At 46.9% G+C, this 18,345-nt stretch carries 16 protein-coding genes; 15 read left to right on the top strand and 1 reads right to left on the bottom strand.

All coding sequences use genetic code 11. The annotated features are described in order from the left end of the window. Window positions 1-33: 33 nt before the first annotated feature. The 14 genes from PQI28_RS06545 (at window position 34) to coaE (ending at window position 16,430) form a co-directional block, all read left to right on the top strand. On the top strand, window positions 34-588 hold the full coding sequence (locus PQI28_RS06545) for a FadR/GntR family transcriptional regulator (protein ID WP_214693242.1): 555 nt from the start codon (window positions 34-36) through the stop codon (window positions 586-588). 14 nt (window positions 589-602) lie between these two features. After that, on the top strand, window positions 603-1,457 hold the full coding sequence (accD, locus tag PQI28_RS06540; RefSeq protein WP_214693241.1) for an acetyl-CoA carboxylase, carboxyltransferase subunit beta: 855 nt from the start codon (window positions 603-605) through the stop codon (window positions 1,455-1,457). Beyond that, window positions 1,435-2,385 carry an acetyl-CoA carboxylase carboxyltransferase subunit alpha gene (locus tag PQI28_RS06535; RefSeq protein WP_214693239.1) on the top strand — a complete coding sequence of 317 codons (951 nt, stop codon included), beginning with the start codon at window positions 1,435-1,437 and terminating at the stop codon, window positions 2,383-2,385. Before accD ends, PQI28_RS06535 begins: the two co-directional genes overlap by 23 nt. A gap of 160 nt (window positions 2,386-2,545) precedes the next feature. Next, complete coding sequence (gene pfkA, locus PQI28_RS06530) at window positions 2,546-3,514, top strand: 6-phosphofructokinase (protein ID WP_214693237.1); 969 nt, start codon at window positions 2,546-2,548, stop codon at window positions 3,512-3,514. Between the two features lie 93 nt (window positions 3,515-3,607). Beyond that, complete coding sequence (pyk, locus tag PQI28_RS06525; RefSeq protein WP_074033426.1) at window positions 3,608-5,350, top strand: pyruvate kinase; 1,743 nt, start codon at window positions 3,608-3,610, stop codon at window positions 5,348-5,350. A gap of 67 nt (window positions 5,351-5,417) precedes the next feature. Then, entirely contained in the window at window positions 5,418-5,882 is a 465-nt protein-coding gene (locus PQI28_RS06520; RefSeq protein ID WP_074033425.1) for a DUF441 domain-containing protein, read from the top strand. Between the two features lie 185 nt (window positions 5,883-6,067). Further along, the gene (gene citZ / locus PQI28_RS06515) at window positions 6,068-7,180 is read left to right on the top strand and encodes a citrate synthase (RefSeq protein WP_271304548.1); all 1,113 of its coding nucleotides are present in this window, start codon (window positions 6,068-6,070) and stop codon (window positions 7,178-7,180) included. A 99-nt stretch (window positions 7,181-7,279) separates the two neighbouring features. Continuing rightward, window positions 7,280-8,548: an NADP-dependent isocitrate dehydrogenase gene (gene icd, locus PQI28_RS06510; RefSeq protein ID WP_224862760.1), complete on the top strand. Its 1,269-nt coding sequence runs from the start codon at window positions 7,280-7,282 to the stop codon at window positions 8,546-8,548. A gap of 37 nt (window positions 8,549-8,585) precedes the next feature. Continuing rightward, a complete protein-coding gene (gene mdh, locus PQI28_RS06505) occupies window positions 8,586-9,518 on the top strand; it encodes a malate dehydrogenase (RefSeq protein WP_339962790.1) in 933 nt (310 codons plus the stop codon). 183 nt (window positions 9,519-9,701) lie between these two features. Continuing rightward, window positions 9,702-10,403, top strand: a complete 702-nt coding sequence (locus PQI28_RS06500) for a response regulator transcription factor (RefSeq protein WP_074033421.1) — start codon at window positions 9,702-9,704, stop codon at window positions 10,401-10,403. Then, window positions 10,400-12,127, top strand: coding sequence for a two-component system histidine kinase PnpS (gene pnpS, locus PQI28_RS06495; protein WP_339962789.1), 1,728 nt, complete (start codon window positions 10,400-10,402; stop codon window positions 12,125-12,127). Before PQI28_RS06500 ends, pnpS begins: the two co-directional genes overlap by 4 nt. 241 nt (window positions 12,128-12,368) lie before the next feature. After that, entirely contained in the window at window positions 12,369-14,963 is a 2,595-nt protein-coding gene (gene polA, locus PQI28_RS06490; RefSeq protein ID WP_339962788.1) for a DNA polymerase I, read from the top strand. Between the two features lie 21 nt (window positions 14,964-14,984). Beyond that, window positions 14,985-15,812, top strand: a complete 828-nt coding sequence (gene mutM, locus PQI28_RS06485; RefSeq protein ID WP_214746472.1) for a DNA-formamidopyrimidine glycosylase — start codon at window positions 14,985-14,987, stop codon at window positions 15,810-15,812. A 12-nt stretch (window positions 15,813-15,824) separates the two neighbouring features. After that, window positions 15,825-16,430: a dephospho-CoA kinase gene (gene coaE / locus PQI28_RS06480; RefSeq protein ID WP_339962787.1), complete on the top strand. Its 606-nt coding sequence runs from the start codon at window positions 15,825-15,827 to the stop codon at window positions 16,428-16,430. 19 nt (window positions 16,431-16,449) lie between these two features. Here the strand turns inward: coaE and PQI28_RS06475 are convergent, their stop codons facing one another. Next, on the bottom strand, window positions 16,450-16,932 hold the full coding sequence (locus tag PQI28_RS06475; RefSeq protein ID WP_339962786.1) for a site-2 protease family protein: 483 nt from the start codon (window positions 16,930-16,932) through the stop codon (window positions 16,450-16,452). Window positions 16,933-17,089: 157 nt separating this feature from the next. Between PQI28_RS06475 and PQI28_RS06470 the strand changes: the two genes are divergently transcribed. Continuing rightward, a complete protein-coding gene (locus PQI28_RS06470; protein ID WP_214760153.1) occupies window positions 17,090-18,121 on the top strand; it encodes a glyceraldehyde-3-phosphate dehydrogenase in 1,032 nt (343 codons plus the stop codon). The last annotated feature ends 224 nt before the right edge of the window (window positions 18,122-18,345 follow it).

Genomic DNA, 18,345 nt, shown 5'->3' with positions numbered 1-18,345 from the left:
TAAGTGATCCAAATAAGGGAGTTGAACGGTCAGATGCATGAAAAACACGCATCCACATTTCACGAAAATATTTCAAAGATACGAAAATTAATTGTCCAATCGTCGTTGGTCCCGGGGGATCGACTTCCATCCGAACGTGAACTTGCGGAGACGCTAGCTATTAGTCGTGCCTCCGTTCGTGAGGCGTTACGCGCATTGAGTTTTTTAGGTATCGTCGAGACAAGGCGCGGCGGGGGTACTTTCCTATGTGAACAAGACCGACATCGCTACATCGAGATTTTGTCGGAGTTCATCGTCACGAAACAGACGAAAGCGACCGATATCATCGAAATGCTTAGACTGTTAGAGCGAATGGCGTTTTCGGAAGTAGAGCCGACGATGGAGCGACTAGCTCAATTAGAGGCAGTGATCGAAGAGGATCGAACGTTTCGTCAGCAACTCATTTTTCAGTTGAAGAATGACTTGTTCATCAGGATTTGGAGCGAAGTGAACCGATTTTTTGAGGGACTAGATGTTGGGGAGTTATATACGCTCGAAGAACGTAAGCGTTTTGTCGAGACGTGGCGTGGAATGGGGATGCCGGAATGAACGAGGGGGAAGCGATGACTGCTTTTTTCAAGAAACCGAAACGATATATGCCGTTGCGTCAACGAGAACCAAAAATTGACGCTCCACAGGGATTGATGACGAAGTGCCCATCTTGTAAATATATGCATTATACAAAACAGTTGAACGAAAACCATAAGGTATGTGACTGTGGCTACCATTTTCCGCTTCATGCACAGGAACGAATCGACATGCTCGTCGATGAAGGTTCTTTCGAACGATTTGCGGGACCTTCCGTCAAAGCGAATCCGCTCGATTTTCCGGATTACGAAGAAAAGTTGAATAAAGACCGTGAACGAACCGGGATTGAAGAAGCGGTCGTTTGCGGAAAAGCGACGATTGATGGACTACCACTCGTCGTTTGCGTGATGGATGCTCGATTCCGGATGGGGTCGATGGGTGCTTACGTAGGCGAAGCGATTGCCTCTGCTGTTCGCCAAGCGACATCACTTCGTCTTCCGGTCGTCTTATTCACGGCGTCAGGTGGCGCACGAATGCAAGAAGGGATGGTCAGTTTGATGCAGATGGCGAACACGTCCATCGCTTTAAAAGAACATGATGAGGCGGGACTTCTCTACATCGCCTATTTGACACATCCGACGACAGGTGGGGTTTCAGCAAGTTTTGCGATGCTTGGCGACTTAAACGTCGCAGAGCCTGGAGCGCTTATTGGATTTGCGGGAAGACGAATCATCGAACAGACGATTCGGGAAAAACTTCCGGAAAACTTCCAGACGGCAGAGTTCTTACTCGAGTCTGGACAATTGGATGCGGTCATCCATCGTGAACAGATGCGTTCGTTCTTGAAGAAAATGATCGGATTACACGATGGGGGTGTTCGACATGTTTGACCCAATCAAAGAAGTGACCGAACAGTTAAACAAATTGCGTGAGACAGCCGAAACGAAAGGGATTGACCTATCACGTGAGATTCGTCACCTGGAGTTGAAGCTCGACCGATTAGAAAAAGATATTTATGGGAATATGAAACCGTGGGACCGCGTACAATTGGCGCGAAACCCGAAACGTCCGACAACACTCGATTACATCCATCATATGTTCCCTGATTTCATGGAACTCCACGGCGATCGACACGGGTATGATGATGCGGCAATCGTATCGGGACTTGCGACATTCGAAGGTGTTCCGGTTACCATCATCGGGCATCAGCGTGGTCGGAATACGAAAGAAAATATGAAGCGGAATTTTGGGATGCCTCATCCTGAAGGATACCGAAAAGCTTTGCGTTTCATGAAGCAAGCCGAGAAGTTCAACCGTCCGATTTTGACATTCATTGACACGAAAGGGGCTTATCCAGGAAAAGCCGCTGAAGAGAGAGGTCAAAGTGAAGCGATTGCTCGAAACTTGTTTGAAATGGCGACGTTGAAAGTACCAATCGTTTCCGTCGTTATCGGAGAAGGCGGTTCTGGTGGTGCGCTTGGGATTGGTGTTTGCGACCGATTGTTGATGCTTGAGAATAGTACGTACTCGGTCATCTCGCCAGAAGGTGCAGCGGCACTTTTGTGGAAAGATGCCAAACAAGCAGAGCGTGCAGCAGAAACGATGAAAATTACAGCACAAGATTTGTTCAACCTAGGGATCGTGGATGAAGTTGTAGGGGAAGTGTATGGAGGCGCGCATGTCGATGTGTCATTACAGTCATCACTCTTGAAACCTGTATTATTACAGCACATGAACGAGTTGCTCGATCTGTCGACTTCTCAGCTCATTCAAGGACGTGCGACCAAATATCATCAAATTGGCACAATTAGTGAGTGAAAACGGTAACAATGGCTTTGAATATAGAGTTATTCATTCATCAAGTGACTGCTTTGTAACATACCCTATGCATTTTTTTCACATACTTGTGTTGTAAAACAAAGGTCAGACATGGTATTTTATTTTCAGATTTCGTTAAAACACATAAGAGGTGAGTGACGTGAATTTAAAACGTATTGCGGTATTAACGAGCGGAGGAGACGCTCCTGGAATGAACGCTGCTGTCCGTGCCGTGACCCGAAAAGCGATTTTCGAAGGTCTTGAAGTGTACGGTGTGTATAACGGCTACCAAGGATTAATCGAAGGTGATTTAGTCGAATTAAACCTTGGATCAGTCGGCGACATCATTCAACGTGGAGGTACGTTCCTTCGCTCTGCACGCTGTCCTGAATTCAGAACTGAAGAAGGACGTGCAAAAGCAGTAGAACAGTTGAAGAAGTTCAATATCGATGCCCTCGTGGTCATCGGTGGAGACGGCTCTTATCGCGGAGCTCAAAAATTGACGGAACTCGGATTCCCAACAATCGGCCTTCCTGGTACGATTGATAACGATATTCCGGGAACGGATGCGACAATCGGTTTCGATACAGCGCTCAATACAGCGCTTGACGCAATCGACAAAATTCGCGACACAGCTTCATCTCATGAACGCACATATGTGATTGAAGTAATGGGTCGCGATGCTGGTGATATCGCACTTTATTCTGGTCTCGCTGGTGGCGCGGAGTCGATTCTTGTCCCAGAACGTCCAGAAGAATTGAACGCAATCGTGGAACGAATCAACCACGGGATTGCACGCGGTAAGAAGCACTCAATCGTCATCGTTGCCGAAGGTGCCGGAAGTGCTGAAGAAATCGGCAAATTGATTGCTGAGAAAACGAACTCAGAAACACGTGTTACGATTCTCGGACACATTCAACGTGGTGGTTCCCCAACTGCTGCAGACCGTGTACTTGCCAGCCGTATGGGTGCTTACGCTGTCGAGATTCTTCTTGAAGGGAAAGCGGGCCGCGTCGTCGGTATCCGTAATAACCAGATGATGGATCTTGATATCGATGAGGCGCTCGACCACAACAAGCACACGATCGATATGCAATTGATTGACCTCGTCAACCAATTGTCGATCTAAACGATTTTAGAAGTTGCAGAGACGGGATCAGGTCTATGGCCCCCCGTTTTCTGTATGTAAGTTGCACTATATCCCCTAGGAGGTTTTTATATTATGCGTAGAACGAAAATTGTATGTACGATTGGACCGGCTTCTGAGAAGCGTCTTCCTGAAATGATTGAAGCTGGAATGAACGTTGCCCGTCTCAACTTCTCACACGGTGACTATGAGGAGCACGGTGCACGTATCCGTGACATCCGTGAAGCGGCGAAAGCAGCTGGGAAAGTGGTCACAGTCCTTCTTGACACGAAAGGTCCAGAAATCCGTACACATACGTTTGAAGATGGAAAAGCTCTTCTTGAAAAAGGGAAAGAAGTCACAATCGTTTCAAGTGAAGAAATCGTCGGAACGAAAGATCGTTTCTCTGTAACGTATGAAGGTCTTTACGATGATGTAGAAGTCGGTTCACATATCATGCTCGACGACGGTCTCATCGGACTCCGTGTCGTTGAAAAACTTCCGAACCGCGACCTCCGTTGTGTAATCGAAAACGAAGGAATCATCAAGACGAAGAAAGGTGTTAACTTGCCAAACGTCAAGGTAAACCTTCCTGCCCTCACAGACAAAGATATCTCGGACATCGAGTTCGGTATCTCACAAGACATCGACGTCATCGCAGCATCGTTCGTACGTCGTGCGTCTGACGTGGTAGAAATTCGTCAACTTCTTGAAAAACACAACGCGTCACACATCAAGATTTACCCGAAAATCGAGAACCAAGAAGGTGTGGATAACATCGAAGAAATCTTGGCAATCTCTGACGGCTTGATGGTTGCTCGTGGTGACCTCGGTATCGAGATCCCGACAGAAGAAGTAACACCTGTTCAAAAAGAACTCATCAAGAAGTGTAACGACCTCGGTAAGCCGGTCATCACTGCAACGCAAATGCTCGACTCGATGCAACGTAACCCACGTCCGACACGTGCGGAAGCATCTGACGTAGCAAACGCGATCTTGGATGGAACAGATGCAGTCATGCTTTCTGGTGAAACAGCTGCAGGGGACTACCCAATCGAGTCAGTTCAAATGCAAGCTGCAATCGCAGAGCGCACTGAGCGCATGCTCGACTACAAAAACTTGTTGAAAGATCGTCAGAAGCGCAGTGAGCATACGGTAACGGATGCGATCTCACAAGCGGTTGCTCACACAGCAATCAACTTGAACGCCAAAGCGATCTTGACGCCAACACAATCAGGATACACGGCTGCTCGTACGGCGAAATACCGTCCAGAAGCGAACATCATCGCAGTCACTGAATCAGAGCGCGTTGCTCGTCAATTGAACCTCGTTTGGGGCGTATACCCAATCGTTGCTGAGACGATGCCAAACAACACGGATGAAATGTTGGTTCAAGCATCAGAAGCAGCACGTCACGCTGGATTCGTCACTGACGGTGACCTCGTTGTCATCTCAGCTGGTATTCCTGCAGCGACAGCTGGTACGACGAACATGATGAAAGTTCACATCGTCGGTCATGCTCTCGCAGACGGACGTGGAATCGGTGAGCGCGGTGTCGTTGGAGAAGTCGTTGTCGCGAAAAATGCGGAAGAAGCAAACGCGAAAGCAAAAGACGGCATGATTCTCGTCGCGCCATTCACAGATAAAGAAATGATGCCTGCCATCGAAAAAGCGGCTGGAATTATCACGGAAGACGGCGGATTGACGAGCCACGCTGGTATCGTTGGACCATCACTCCGTAAGCCAGTCATCGTAGGTGTGGATACTGCCACAACTTCACTTCGTGACGGTCAGATGATTTCAATCGACCCACTCACAGGTAAAATCTATAACGCATAATTGAACGACAATCGAACCGGCCTTCTACAAAGGTCGGTTCTTTTTCCGTTCGAAGAAAGGAATACGTATGAGTGCATATTTATTTTTAATTCTATTGGTGCTAATTGGTGTCATTGCACAAAACCAGTCAATTATTATCGCGAGCAGTGCGTTACTCATCATCAAAGCATTAGGGTTTGGTGATCAATTATTTCCGACACTTGCATCGAAAGGAATCAATTGGGGTGTGACGATTATTACCATTGCCGTACTCGTCCCGATTGCAACCGGAGATATCGGTTTTAAAGAATTGTGGAATAGTATTCGTGGTCCAGTTGGAATCGTTGCATTTGGTTCAGGAATATTTGTAGCCTTAGCAGCGGCGCAAGGCGTGCAATTGATGCGCGTCGACCCGGTCGTCACGACGGCCCTTCTCGCAGGCACGATTCTAGCGGTCGGATTCATGAAAGGCGTACCTGTTGGACCGTTGATTGGAGCTGGAATTGCAGCCTTGATTCTAGGTGGGTATCAAGTCATTGAAAAATGGTTTTGATATTTTCTGACAACTGAAGCCGCTTACATTTCTTTTTTGCAATAAATTGTTTATACTATATAAAGGACAGGGTAAACGGAGACTGGGTGAAAGCAGGGGAGAAGCCCGTCCCGTATCCTTATTCCCTATACAAAGACTGTTTTTACGGTCGACCACTTTCAAACAAGACTGAGGGGGAGTTATGAATGTCAACGACAAAAGGGTTAGAAGGTATTGTGGCAGCAGCCTCAAAAGTCAGCTCAATTATTGACGGTCAATTGACTTATGGAGGATATACCATTGATGATTTAGCGGACCATGCCACATTTGAAGAAGTTGTATTTTTATTGTGGAATGATCGCTTACCAAATGCAGAAGAACTAAAGTCACTTTCGGAGGCACTCGTGAAAGAAGCGACGTTGCCAGAAGAAGTGATTGATACGTTAGCTCGTGCACCGAAATCAGCCAATGCAATGGCGACGATTCGTACGGCGCTCTCACAACTTGCTCTATATGATGAAGAATCTGAAGACATGAGTGACGAGGCAAACATGCGTAAAGCGATTCGTCTTCAAGCTCAAGTCGCTACAATCGTGACGGCATTCGCACGTCTACGTAAAGGCGAGCAACCTGTCGCTCCAAAAGAAGGTCTATCCTATGCAGCAAACTTCTTATACATGTTGAATGGAGAAGAACCAAGTGAAGTTGCAGAGAAGACAATCGACAAAGCACTTATCCTTCATGCAGACCATGAATTGAACGCTTCGACGTTCACGGCACGTGTCTGTGTGGCGACGCTTTCTGATATGTATTCTGGTGTGACGGCGGCGATGGGAGCACTCAAAGGGCCGCTTCACGGTGGTGCAAACGAAGCGGTTATGAAAATGCTTCATGAAATTGACTCGGTCGACCGTGTTGAAGAATATGTACGTGGTAAATTCGAGCGCAAAGAAAAAATTATGGGCTTCGGTCACCGTGTCTACAAGGACGGCGACCCGCGTGCGAAGCACTTGAAAGAAATGAGCCGCCAGTTGACTGCTCAAATCGGCGAGCCGAAGTGGTATGAGATGTCTGAAAAAATCGATCATCTCGTTGAAACAGAAAAAGGATTGAAACCAAACGTCGACTTCTACTCGGCATCAACGTATTATGCGCTCGGTCTTGAAGAAGACTTATTCACGCCAATCTTCGCCGTATCACGGATGTCAGGTTGGATCGCGCACATTCTCGAGCAATATGCGGATAACCGCTTGATTCGTCCACGTGCGGAATATGTCGGTGAAACAAGCCGTAAATATGTTCCTGTGAACGAACGTTAATTCGAGACACATTTTAGACAAAAGTTTGGTAAACTAACAAGTGACGTAGGTCGGCGTACGCGTCGACCTACAGTAATGTACTTAGGGGGATTCATTATGTTGACACAAGGACAAAAAATTACAGTTGAAAACGGTGTATTGAACGTACCAAACGTTCCGACAGTACCATTCATTATCGGTGACGGAACAGGTCCTGATATTTGGAACGCGGCTGTTCGTGTATTCGATGCTGCAGTTGAAAAAGCATACGGTGGCGACAAGAAAATCGAATGGATGGAAGTATACGCTGGGGAGAAAGCTTATAACGAAAAAGGTGAGTGGCTCCCGACAGAAACACTCGATCAAATTCGCGAGTACTTGATTGCAATCAAAGGACCACTTACGACACCGGTCGGTGGTGGAATTCGTTCATTGAACGTTGCGCTTCGTCAAGAGCTCGACTTATACACGTGCCTTCGTCCAGTTCGTTACTTCACAGGTGTTCCTTCACCAGTAAAACGTCCTGAAGATACAGACATGGTCATCTTCCGTGAAAATACAGAAGATATCTACGCAGGAATCGAGTACGCTTCAGGAAGTGACGAAGTGAAAAAACTCATTAAATTCTTGCAAGATGAAATGGACGTGAACAAGATCCGTTTCCCAGAGACATCAGGAATCGGCATCAAGCCTGTTTCTTCTGAAGGGACAGAGCGTCTCGTCCGTGCTGCGATTGAATATGCGATTGCGAACGATCGTAAATCTGTCACGCTCGTACACAAAGGGAACATCATGAAGTTCACAGAAGGCGCATTCAAAAACTGGGGTTATGCACTCGCTGAAGCTGAATACGGTGACAAAGTGTTCACATGGGCACAATATGACCGCATCAAAGAAGAGTCTGGCGAAGCAGCTGCGAACGAAGCTCAGTCGAAAGCTGAAGCTGAAGGAAAAATCATCGTTAAAGATTCGATCGCTGATATCTTCCTCCAGCAAATCTTGACACGCCCACGTGAGTTCGATGTCGTCGCGACGATGAACTTGAACGGAGACTACATCTCAGACGCACTTGCTGCACAAGTAGGTGGAATCGGGATTGCACCTGGTGCAAACATCAACTACATCACAGGACATGCAATCTTCGAAGCGACACACGGTACAGCTCCGAAATACGCAGGTCTTGATAAAGTAAACCCATCTTCAGTCATCCTTTCAGGTGAGATGATGCTCCGCCACATGAACTGGAACGAAGCGGCTGACCTCATCATCAACTCTATGGAGAAAACAATCGCTTCGAAAGTTGTCACATATGACTTCGCACGTCTCATGGACGGCGCGACAGAAGTGAAGTGTTCTGAATTTGCGGATGAATTGATCAAAAACATGTAATTCAAACGAATAAGTCGCCAATTGAGGGGGAGAGCTCATGATTCGTCGTAACAAAATTTCTGTAATTGGAAGTGGCTTCACCGGTGCAACCACTGCACTATACCTGGCTCAACGAGAGCTAGGGGATGTCGTCCTACTCGATATGGAAGAAAAAGTTGGACCGACGAAAGGGAAAGCGCTCGACATGCAAGAAACGGCTCCGATTCAAGGGTTTGACGCTTGGGTCACAGGAACAGCAGATTACGCCGATACGGCTGATTCGGACATTGTCGTCATCACGGCGGGAATCGCGCGTAAACCTGGAATGAGTCGAGACGATCTCGTTGCAACGAATGCAAACGTCATGCGTTCTGTCGTCAAAGAGATTGCTCGCTATTCTCCGGAAGCAATTTTGATTGTCTTGACTAATCCGGTGGATGCAATGACCTATGCGGCGTTCAAAGAATCGGGTTTCCCGAAAGAACGCGTCATCGGACAATCTGGTGTGCTGGATACGGCTCGTTTCCGGACGTTTGTCGCTCAAGAATTAAACGTTTCCGTCAAAGATGTATCCGGGTTTGTTCTCGGAGGACATGGTGACGATATGGTGCCTCTCGTGCGTTACTCGTACGCCGGGGGAATCCCGCTTGAGAAACTCATACCACATGAGCGGATCGAGCAAATCGTCGAACGGACACGTAAAGGTGGCGGTGAGATTGTCCAATTGCTAGGTGACGGTTCGGCGTATTATGCGCCAGCTGCCGCAATCGTAGAGATGGTCGAGGCGATTTTAAAAGATCAACGTCGAATCTTACCTGCCATTGCTTATCTAGAAGGCGAGTACGGATTTAGCGATTTGTATCTTGGCGTCCCGACGATTCTTGGAAAACATGGCATCGAGCAAGTACTTGAGCTCGACTTGACGGATGAGGAGAGAGCAGCACTTTCGCGTTCTGCCGACTCGGTCCGCTCCGTATTAGGCGTCTTATAAGTCAAAAGTGCTTCCTGCAATTTTGTGGGAAGCACTTTTTTTGCGGTTTCCATCATGTGGGGCATGCTACACTAAAAGTGGATTTGTTTTGTTTTTGTAAAGATTTGCTTTGAGGTTGGTCGTTGCAAGCTTTGATTTGTAAAATAGAGAGTGACATTTGATGGATTAAGAGGAGGAAGTAGTGTGGCTGATAAAGTAATTGTTGTCGACGATGAAGTATCGATTGCGACGTTATTAAAATTCAATTTAGAACAAGCTGGTTTCGAGGTGGAGACCGCGCATGACGGGAAAACGGGATTGGAACTGGCTGAAAAGAAAGATGCCGTCTTAATCGTGCTCGATTTAATGCTTCCGGAAATGGACGGACTTGAAGTGTGTAAGCGACTCCGTCAACAAAAAGTCAACACACCGATTTTGATGCTCACGGCGAAAGATGATGAGTTTGATAAAGTTCTCGGACTCGAACTCGGTGCAGATGACTATTTGACGAAACCGTTCAGTCCCCGGGAAGTCGTGGCTCGTGTCAAAGCGATTCTAAGACGCTCGGCGCCACAAGAAACCGCGGTTGAAGAGGATGTCATTCAAATCGGTGACGTAAAAATTGTCGCTTCGAACTACGAAGTGTTCAAACAAGGAGAACGTCTCGAATTGACTCCGAAAGAATTTGAACTGTTAGCATACTTGGCTAAAAATAAAGGACGTGTGCTGACACGAGACCAATTATTATCTGCTATTTGGAATTACGATTTCGTCGGTGACACGCGAATCGTCGATGTCCATATCAGTCATCTCCGTGAAAAAATCGAACCGGTCACGAAGAAGCCGACATATATTAAAACGATTCGTGGCCTCGGTTATAAAATGGAGGAGCCGACTTCGGAATGAAGACGTATCGCTCTAGATTCATGACGACGCTCATCCTTCTCATCACGGGCGTACTTTTGACGCTTGGCATCGTGCTCGGCCAACTGTTTAAAGATTTTTATTTGGATTCTGAACGTGACCGCTTGAAAGAGGATGCTCAGCTCGCCGCTTTGTACCTTGAAGGAGGAGAGCTAGACGAAATTCGAGGATATGTCGGTCAAATCGATGACGGGAGTAGCTTTGACATTTTGCTACTCAATAGTAGGAATGAAGTCATCGCCGGGACACCGTTTCGTGTCGGCTCAATCGATTATAAGATTGAGCCAAGTCTAGTGCCCGAAGACGGGACGTTTGGTGAAGCGGACGAAGATGAGTTGATCCAGTTCACAAAACCGATTGAACTTGCGACAGGGGAGACGGTCTATTTAACGTTTATCCGTTACGTGTCAGACCTTGAAGGCGTGTATGATCGAATTTGGTTAACGATTGCGCTCGCGCTCTTCTTTTCATTTTTCATCATCCTATTCGTCCTTCAGCATCTGACGAACCAATTTATACGACCAATCGATGAGGCGACCATTGTCTTACGGGAACTCGCCGATGGTAATTATCGGGCTCGCGTTTACGAACTGCGAAATGACGAGGAAACCGGAAGTCTCGCTGGATCAATCAACGTCCTCGCCCGAAATTTGGAGTCAATTTCACTCGGAGAATCGGTTCAGCGAGCACGACTCGAATCACTCATCGAATATATGGGGGCAGGGCTCCTTCTCGTGGACGAGCGAGGCATCGTCACATTAGTCAACCGTTCGTATCGCGAGATGTTCCAATACGATGATTTGTCGATTGGACAATTTTATCACGGGATGTTACCAAGTCCTGATGTTGAGACTCTGATCGAAGACGTCTATTTGACGGAAGAAGTTCATCGTCGTCAGCTGTCGATTCGGACCGGTTTCAATCAGAAGACGTATATGGTGTCTGCTGCACCGATTTTCAGTGATACGGGAATGCTTCGTGGGACGACATTATTATTTAACGACATCACGGAGCTGAAGCGACTCGAGAAGATGCGGAAAGACTTTGTCGCGAACGTCAGTCATGAACTCAAGACCCCGCTCACCTCCATTCGTGGATTTAGTGAGACATTACTCGACGGGGCTAAAGAAGTGCCTGAACTCCGCGACCAGTTCTTAGACATCATTCAAAAAGAGGCGACGCGGATGCAGATGCTTGTTGAAGATTTGCTTGAGCTGTCGAGATTAGAACGTGATGATTTCCAGATGGAACTGGTATCCGTCGACTTGAACCAGCTCGTCGATGAGGTATGTCTCTTGCTCAGTCAGAAAGCGGACAAAAAGTCGATTCATCTAGAGGCGAAGCATCATGGGACGGCCGTCTTACAGGCCGATTTGAATCGGATGAAACAAGTCATCATGAACCTCGTCGCGAACGCCATCAACTATTCTCCGGAAGGAAGTCGTGTCGAGATTTCCGTCGAGGCGAATGAGGATGCGTACAAGTTACGCGTGAAGGATAATGGAATCGGGATTGCTGAAAAAGAAGTCAGTCGAATCTTTGAGCGCTTCTATCGTGTTGACAAAGCAAGAAGCCGAAATTCAGGTGGCACGGGTCTAGGTCTTGCTATCGTAAAACACATCATCGATTTACATCATGCGACAATCGATGTCGATAGCGTCGAGGGTAAAGGGACGACGTTCACCATCACGTTCCCGCGGGTTTGAATCCCACTTGACCGCTGATTCTTAGTCACTTTACAAAACCTTGCTATTCGATTCATATTTACTTTACAAAACCTTGCTATTCTTATGAATGAGACCTCTTCATCATCTCGTGACTCGATCGGTGCTCATCTCCACACGGTCGAGAATTTGGCCCTTTTCTATTCGTAGAAAAGGGTCTTTTTTTTCGAACGCTTGTACCCGTATGGTATGATGAATGAAGAGAAGAATGGAGGTCGATTGAATGAATAAACTACTAGTCCTAGATGGGAACTCCTTAACATATCGTGCGTTTTTCGCACTGCCTCCGATGTCGGACGCGTCAGGTCGAAATACGAACGCGGTGTACGGCTTTACGATGATGTTGTTGAAATTGATGGAAGATGAGCAACCGACGCACTTTGCCGTTGCGTTCGATGCGTCGAAGAAGACGTTCCGTCACGATACGTTTGCTGACTATAAAGGGGGGCGTCAGAAGACTCCTGGGGAATTACGCGAACAGTTCCCGCTCGTACGAGACGTCTGTCGCGCGTTTGGTATTGCTGTCTTAGAACTTGATCAATATGAGGCGGACGATATCATCGGCACGCTCTCAAAGGATACATCATACGATCAAGTGACGATTGTGACGGGAGATAAAGATTTACTCCAACTGATCGATGATCGCGTGACCGTCTACTTGACGAAGCGAGGCATCACAGATGTCGAGACAATGGACCAAACCGCGTTCCAGGAACGTTATGAGGGACTACAACCGATTCAAATGATCGACTTAAAAGGGTTGATGGGGGATAAATCGGATAACATTCCAGGTATCCCGGGTGTCGGGGAAAAGACGGCGCTCAAGTTGATTTCAACATACGGAACCGTCGAGTCCCTTTACGAACATACGGATGAACTAAAGGGAAAACAGAAAGAAAAAGTGGAAGCCAACGAGCGAGAGGCGAAGATGTCAAAACAGTTGGCAACGATTTATACGGACGTGCCACTTAATGTGACCGTTGATGATCTCGTCTTTAAACCTTATGATGCTTCTGTTGTGAAGCCCCTGTTCATGGAACTTCAATTCAAGTCGTTGATTGGTAAATTAGCGGACAGCTCTACAGAAGAAACGGTCGAAAAAGAAGTCAGACCGACCATCGACCTTTCTGAACAAGATTTGTCTCGAGCGGTCCTATTCCTTGAGCAACTACACGATGACTATTTCGAAGAAGACATCGTTGGGGTTGCAATCGCGTCAGATCGTGGCGTGACCGTCGGCGATGTGACACTGTTACAAGATGCGCGAGTCAAGGAATGGATTGAAGACGAATCGAAGACGACGATTTGTCTCGATGCTAAACAAACAATCATTCAGTTGAAACGTCATCAGTTATTCCTTCGTGGTTACGAAGACTTACTCGTTTCCGGATATTTGTTGAATTTATCTGGTGGAACGTCACTCAGCTCGATTGCTTCTCATTTCACATACCCTCTTGAAGAAGATGAAGCAGTTTATGGGAAAGGCGCAAAAGTGAAAGTGCCAGATGAGGAAGTATTCCATTCTCATCTCGCGGAGAAAGCACATGCGATTTTGACGTTGTTTGAACGTGTCGCTTCAGAACTGAAAGACAACGAACAGACGGAATTATATGAGGCGCTTGAAAAACCGCTCGTCTCGGTGTTAGCCGAGATGGAATGGGCAGGCATTCATGTAAACGTGGAAACACTTCAACACATGGAGACAGATCTTCGTGAGCGCCTGTCTGCGCTTGAAGTAACGATTCATGAATTGGCCGGCGAACCGTTCAACATCAACTCGCCGAAACAGCTAGGGGTCGTCCTATTTGAGAAACTAGCGCTTCCCCCTGTGAAAAAGACAAAGACGGGTTACTCGACTGCGGCGGATGTCCTTGAGAAGTTGGCGCCGCTTCATCCGATCATCGAGAAAATCATGCATTATCGTGAAGTCGGGAAACTACAGTCGACCTATGTAGAAGGATTGCAGAAAGTTGTGAAGGAAGATGGCAAGATTCACACCCGTTACACGCAGACGTTAACGCAAACGGGACGACTCTCGTCAGTCAACCCGAACTTACAAAACATTCCGATCCGATTAGAGGAAGGACGTCGAATTCGTAAGGCGTTCACCGCAAGTGAGCCGGGCTGGGTACTCTATGCGGTCGATTACTCACAGATCGAACTTCGAATCATGGCGCATATGTCACAAGATGAGAAAATGATGGCGGCCTTTTTGCATGATGAGGATATCCACACGTCGACGGCGGCGAACGTGTTCAAAGTCGCAAATGAGGAAGTCACTTCACTCATGCGTCGTCAGGCGAAAGCCGTCAACTTCGGAATCATCTATGGAATCAGTGATTATGGGCTCTCGCAAAACCTAGGTATCACACGAAAAGAAGCACAAACGTTTATCGATACGTACTTTGAACAATTCCCGGGAGTGAAGACGTTCATGGATGCTGCGATTGAACGGGCTCGTGAACATGGGTTCGTCGAGACGATGTTAAAACGACGTCGTAATATCCCGGACATTCACTCTCGTAATTTCAACTTGCGTGGATTCGCTGAACGTACGGCCATCAACACACCGATTCAAGGAACGGCAGCCGACATCATCAAAAAAGCGATGATTGACGTCGACCACGCGCTTCAATCGTCGCAACTTCAATCCAAGTTATTGTTACAAGTACATGATGAATTGATTTTTGAAGGTCCGGCTGAAGAGATGGAAGCATTAGAAAAATTGGTGACGGAAGCGATGGAACATACGGTGACACTCGATGTTCCGTTACGTGCGGATGGAGCCGTTGGAACGACGTGGTTCGATACGAAATAAGAAGATAGAAAGGAAATCAGTATGCCAGAATTACCAGAAGTCGAAACGGTTTGTCGCAGATTACGACCTGCCGTTTCCGGAAAGACGATTCAGTCTGTCGATGTGCTTGACCCTAAAATCATTCGGGGACTCGAGCCAGAAGAATGGGTCCATCATTTGGTCGGAGAGACCATTACAGATGTGGAACGTCGAGGGAAATTTATTTTATTTAAATTAACGAATGGATATCTCGTCTCCCATCTTCGGATGGAAGGGAAGTTCTTCCCATATGAGACAATCACAGCACCGGCTAAACATACGCATGTCGTCATCAACTTCACGGACCAATCGACCCTACATTATAACGATGTGCGGAAGTTTGGTACGATGGAGTTGCGGACGAATGAGGCGGTCCACACGACACCACCACTGTCACTACTTGCATACGAACCGTTTGACGAGCGTGTGACAACTGATGCATTGCATAAGCGTCTAGAGCGGATGAAGACGCGCGCTATCAAGACTGCGCTTCTCGATCAGTCCATCTTCGTCGGATTAGGGAATATTTATGTAGATGAAACATTGTTTCGTGCCGGTGTGCATCCGACACGACCAGCTGCTAGTTTGACGCACGAAGAAGTGGAGCGTGTACGCATTGAAGCGGTAGCCGTGCTAAATGAGGCCATTGAACGTGGGGGAAGTACGATTCGCAGTTATACGAATCCAGACGGAGCCACGGGAACGTTCCAAGAACGACTTTATGTATACGGACAAGCCGGTGAACCATGTCGTCGTTGCGGACAAGAAATTGAAAAGATGAAACTAGGCGGTCGTGGCACGCATTATTGTCCACACTGTCAACAACGTTAAGGAGTGGGCGTTATGTTGAAAATTGGATTGACGGGTGGGATTGCAACCGGGAAGTCCACGGTGTCACGACTTTTTCGGAAAAAGGGGATTCCAATCATCGATGCCGATTTGATTGCGAGGACAGTCGTCGAACCTGGAGGCAAGGCGATTGAGGGCGTAAAAGCGGCATTTCCAAAATGTTTTGACGGTGATGTCTTAAACCGTCCCGCGCTAGGTCGTGAAATCTTTCATGATGAGACGAAGCGTCAACATCTCAATCAGCTGATGCATCCAGCGATTCGTGAAGAGATGAAGGAACAGATGCGTGCTTATGAAGCATCCGGAGAGTCTGTCGTCATTTTTGATATTCCTCTCTTATTTGAAGGGACGATGCTCGACCTCGTCGATTATTCTGTCGTCGTTTATTGTCGCGAAGAGATTCAACTGATGCGTCTCATGGAGCGGAATGGATTGACGAAAGAAGAGGCGCTCGCTCGGATTCATTCTCAAATCCCGATCGAAGAGAAAAAGCATCAGGCCGATTTTCTCGTCAATAACAACGGTTCACTCGGGGATTTACCACCGCAAATTGACCGTCTGGTCGAACAATTTAAGACAATCGAAAAAGAAGGCGAATGATGATTCGCCTTCTTTTCGTTTAGTTTAATGGATCGGATTCGGGTGATCCTTTTTTCCACGTATCATAAATGGCACGTCCATCGCTCGGATGACCGTTCGAATAATAGATCGGGTATAGTGAAAAGAAAATATAGTAAAACGAGAAATAAGCGAACTGATACGTATACAACGTTGGTTCAATCTCTCGTCTTAAAATAAACGCATTGACAATCAAGATGCTCGCTAGATTGAAAATGGCTCCACCGCCATATACAAGGCTGCGAGTGACCTTGTTGCTCCATTTTAAATCTGTAAACTGGCACCACGCATCATAAAAATAGACGCGGTTCACTTGAAGACGTCCTACTTTAAATAGTTTTTTTCCTGTGCCGATTTGCATGTCGAGCGAGCCTCCAAACAACTTTGCGAAAAAGAAGTGTCCGAACTCATGAATCAACGTCACAATCGGTAAGATGATGAAAAACGAAATGAAGAACTTATCGATATCTCCCCAATCAAACATGGTGACGCCTCCTTTCTGTTGTGCTTCACGACAAGAAATTTCCCTCATTTTCAAAAAATAAACAGAGAAAAATGAAAAAAATGTGACGAATCATAGTGAAAACGCTTACAGCTATCCGTTATAATGAAACCGTAATGTAGAAAAAGGGGGATTTAGCATGGGGACAAAAGTTGCGATTAACGGATTCGGTCGAATCGGGAGAATGGTATTCCGAAAATTGATGCTTGAGGGACGTCATGAAGTCGTGGCAATCAATGCGAGTTATCCAGCGGAAACGCTCGCACATCTCATCAAACATGATTCCATTCACGGTCCATTCGGATTGACGGTTCGAGCGCAAGGGGATGCGCTTGAAGTCGATGGAAAGCGAATCGAACTCATTTCAGAACGTGATCCATCACGTTTACCGTGGGCAGACCTTGGCATCGACATCGTGGTCGAGGCGACAGGGAAGTTTAACTCGGATATCGGGGCGAAACTTCATCTAGATGCAGGCGCAAAAAAAGTAATTTTAACTGCGCCAGGGAAAGGGGATTTACGCACGATTGTGATGGGGGTCAACGATCGAGACTATCGCCCGGAAGAAGACCATATCATTTCAAATGCATCGTGTACGACAAACTGTCTAGGACCGGTCGTGAAGGTGTTACACTCGACATTCGGTATTGAAACTGGTTTAGTGACGACTGTTCATGCGTACACAAACGACCAAAATAACATTGATAACCCGCATAAGGACTTACGCCGGGCGCGTGCTTGTGGCAGTTCAATTATTCCGACTTCAACAGGAGCGGCTAAAGCGATCGGGCTTGTCATGCCAGAGCTTCAAGGAAAATTAAACGGAATGGCACTCCGCGTCCCGACACCGAACGTATCACTCGTCGACTTAGTTGTTGAACTTCATCGTGACGTAACGGTTGATGAAGTGAATGAAGCGTTTGAACGTGCGGCGTTTGGAGAGATGACGGGCGTGTTAGGTGTCTCCCATGAACCGCTCGTATCGATTGACTTCAATGGAGACGACCGTTCGTCGATTATCGATATGGATTCGACGATGGTACTTGGCGGAAATCATGTAAAAGTACTCGCATGGTACGATAATGAATGGGGTTATTCGTGCCGTGTCGTCGACTTGTTAGACATGGTGGCGAGTTACCTTCAAATCGGGCAACAAGAAACACACGCCTAAAAAAATATTACGGTCTAAAAAATATTTTTGATTTTTTTAAACAAATCTCTTGTAACGACGTCCCAAACACGTTACACTCAGTTTCGTGAACTTCAATTGGTCTGACAAACGCAACTTAAAGGGTTAGGACCTCTTAGGACTAACTTGCCCCCGTGGTTGTGGGCGATTCAGGCACAAAGTGAGTGATCATCAACTACTTTGAGACCATTGATGTAAAGGGGGAT

This window comes from Exiguobacterium sp. USCH10, assembly GCF_037619445.1.
Lineage (GTDB): Bacteria > Bacillota > Bacilli > Exiguobacteriales > Exiguobacteriaceae > Exiguobacterium > Exiguobacterium aestuarii_A.
The sequence above is the reverse complement of the archived record's forward strand: the minus strand, read 5'-3'. Positions and strand labels throughout refer to the sequence as shown.

What these genes read in the sequence shown, in the direction of transcription:
- mdh (WP_339962790.1), top strand. Translation starts at nt 8,586, where the DNA reads ATGATTCGTCGTAACAAAATTTCTGTAATTGGAAGTGGCTTCACCGGT.
- mutM (WP_214746472.1), top strand. Translation starts at nt 14,985, where the DNA reads ATGCCAGAATTACCAGAAGTCGAAACGGTTTGTCGCAGATTACGACCT.
- PQI28_RS06545 (WP_214693242.1), top strand. Translation starts at nt 34, where the DNA reads ATGCATGAAAAACACGCATCCACATTTCACGAAAATATTTCAAAGATA.
- PQI28_RS06535 (WP_214693239.1), top strand. Translation starts at nt 1,435, where the DNA reads ATGGGGGTGTTCGACATGTTTGACCCAATCAAAGAAGTGACCGAACAG.
- PQI28_RS06520 (WP_074033425.1), top strand. Translation starts at nt 5,418, where the DNA reads ATGAGTGCATATTTATTTTTAATTCTATTGGTGCTAATTGGTGTCATT.
- PQI28_RS06470 (WP_214760153.1), top strand. Translation starts at nt 17,090, where the DNA reads ATGGGGACAAAAGTTGCGATTAACGGATTCGGTCGAATCGGGAGAATG.
- citZ (WP_271304548.1), top strand. Translation starts at nt 6,068, where the DNA reads ATGTCAACGACAAAAGGGTTAGAAGGTATTGTGGCAGCAGCCTCAAAA.
- PQI28_RS06475 (WP_339962786.1), bottom strand. Translation starts at nt 16,932, where the DNA reads ATGTTTGATTGGGGAGATATCGATAAGTTCTTCATTTCGTTTTTCATC.
- polA (WP_339962788.1), top strand. Translation starts at nt 12,369, where the DNA reads ATGAATAAACTACTAGTCCTAGATGGGAACTCCTTAACATATCGTGCG.
- accD (WP_214693241.1), top strand. Translation starts at nt 603, where the DNA reads ATGACTGCTTTTTTCAAGAAACCGAAACGATATATGCCGTTGCGTCAA.
- pyk (WP_074033426.1), top strand. Translation starts at nt 3,608, where the DNA reads ATGCGTAGAACGAAAATTGTATGTACGATTGGACCGGCTTCTGAGAAG.
- coaE (WP_339962787.1), top strand. Translation starts at nt 15,825, where the DNA reads ATGTTGAAAATTGGATTGACGGGTGGGATTGCAACCGGGAAGTCCACG.
- pnpS (WP_339962789.1), top strand. Translation starts at nt 10,400, where the DNA reads ATGAAGACGTATCGCTCTAGATTCATGACGACGCTCATCCTTCTCATC.